Annotated in this window: 1 tRNA gene and 1 rRNA gene; both read left to right on the top strand. The window is 44.9% G+C overall.

Features of this window, described 5'->3' with window-relative positions:
• Positions 1-463: 463 nt before the first annotated feature.
• Positions 464-1,980: ribosomal RNA gene (locus M2373_RS22490) — 16S ribosomal RNA — on the top strand.
• A 181-nt stretch (positions 1,981-2,161) separates the two neighbouring features.
• A tRNA-Ile gene (locus tag M2373_RS22485) sits at positions 2,162-2,235 on the top strand.
• The last annotated feature ends 9 nt before the right edge of the window (positions 2,236-2,244 follow it).

Raw genomic sequence — 2,244 nt, 5'->3', positions numbered from 1 at the left:
ATTTTATGTTAAATAGATTTGGAAGTATGGGGTTAAAGGGTGTACTTTTGCCCCACTGAAAACGAGAGTATGTCAGTAGCGCAGAAGAGCTTTTAAGGAGCTAAAAAATAAGACTAGACTTTCACTGATATAAGAGATAAAAACTTTACAAGATTTAGCTAATAAAAGTTGTGAGGGTTAATTTTTTTTGTATCTTTGCAATCCCAATTACGGGAGCGCAGAAGTGGATAGATTGAGGGTTTTGAAAGCGTTTTAGGGTTATCAAAAAACTTTAAAATTTCTTAAGAAAACATTTGGTCAATTAGAAATAATTTTTTACTTTTGCACACGCAAATACGCAGAGCGAAAACGACAGAAAGTAGCAGCGTAGGAAGCGGAAGAAAAACGATCATTGAAATACAATATAACAACCAAGTAAGGAAAAACTAAAGCGTCAAAACTTTGAGTGAGTCAGAACAAACATACAATGGAGAGTTTGATCCTGGCTCAGGATGAACGCTAGCGGGAGGCCTAACACATGCAAGCCGAGCGGTATTTGTCTTTCGGGACAGAGAGAGCGGCGTACGGGTGCGGAACACGTGTGCAACCTGCCTTTATCTGGGGGATAGCCTTTCGAAAGGAAGATTAATACCCCATAATATTTTGAATGGCATCATTTAAAATTGAAAACTCCGGTGGATAGAGATGGGCACGCGCAAGATTAGATAGTTGGTAGGGTAACGGCCTACCAAGTCAGTGATCTTTAGGGGGCCTGAGAGGGTGATCCCCCACACTGGTACTGAGACACGGACCAGACTCCTACGGGAGGCAGCAGTGAGGAATATTGGACAATGGGTGAGAGCCTGATCCAGCCATCCCGCGTGAAGGACGACGGCCCTATGGGTTGTAAACTTCTTTTGTATAGGGATAAACCTTTCCACGTGTGGAAAGCTGAAGGTACTATACGAATAAGCACCGGCTAACTCCGTGCCAGCAGCCGCGGTAATACGGAGGGTGCAAGCGTTATCCGGATTTATTGGGTTTAAAGGGTCCGTAGGCGGATCTGTAAGTCAGTGGTGAAATCTCATAGCTTAACTATGAAACTGCCATTGATACTGCAGGTCTTGAGTAAGGTAGAAGTGGCTGGAATAAGTAGTGTAGCGGTGAAATGCATAGATATTACTTAGAACACCAATTGCGAAGGCAGGTCACTATGTCTTAACTGACGCTGATGGACGAAAGCGTGGGGAGCGAACAGGATTAGATACCCTGGTAGTCCACGCCGTAAACGATGCTAACTCGTTTTTGGGGCTTTTGCTTCAGAGACTAAGCGAAAGTGATAAGTTAGCCACCTGGGGAGTACGTTCGCAAGAATGAAACTCAAAGGAATTGACGGGGGCCCGCACAAGCGGTGGATTATGTGGTTTAATTCGATGATACGCGAGGAACCTTACCAAGGCTTAAATGGGAATTGATCGGTTTAGAAATAGACCTTCCTTCGGGCAATTTTCAAGGTGCTGCATGGTTGTCGTCAGCTCGTGCCGTGAGGTGTTAGGTTAAGTCCTGCAACGAGCGCAACCCCTGTCACTAGTTGCCATCATTAAGTTGGGGACTCTAGTGAGACTGCCTACGCAAGTAGAGAGGAAGGTGGGGATGACGTCAAATCATCACGGCCCTTACGCCTTGGGCCACACACGTAATACAATGGCCGGTACAGAGGGCAGCTACACAGCGATGTGATGCAAATCTCGAAAGCCGGTCTCAGTTCGGATTGGAGTCTGCAACTCGACTCTATGAAGCTGGAATCGCTAGTAATCGCGCATCAGCCATGGCGCGGTGAATACGTTCCCGGGCCTTGTACACACCGCCCGTCAAGCCATGGAAGTCTGGGGTACCTGAAGTCGGTGACCGTAACAGGAGCTGCCTAGGGTAAAACAGGTAACTAGGGCTAAGTCGTAACAAGGTAGCCGTACCGGAAGGTGCGGCTGGAACATCTCATTTTAGAGCGTCTTATGACGATAAACAAAATTAAGGTACTTCAATGTACCATGTACTTACTTAAAGCAAAGCTTTAGTTTTTTATTTGGTTGATATATATAAAAAATACAAAACCCACTAGAAATTAGTAAACGGGAGAAAGAGATAATTAACAATTATTAATTAATAATTATTAATTAGAGAGAGTCTCGTAGCTCAGCTGGTTAGAGCGCTACACTGATAATGTAGAGGTCGGCAGTTCGAGCCTGCCCGAGACTACTAATTAAA

Origin of the sequence: Chryseobacterium sp. JUb7, assembly GCF_024806495.1 — a bacterium.
In the GTDB taxonomy this organism is placed as follows: domain Bacteria; phylum Bacteroidota; class Bacteroidia; order Flavobacteriales; family Weeksellaceae; genus Chryseobacterium.
This window is presented reverse-complemented; position numbering and strand designations above follow the sequence as displayed.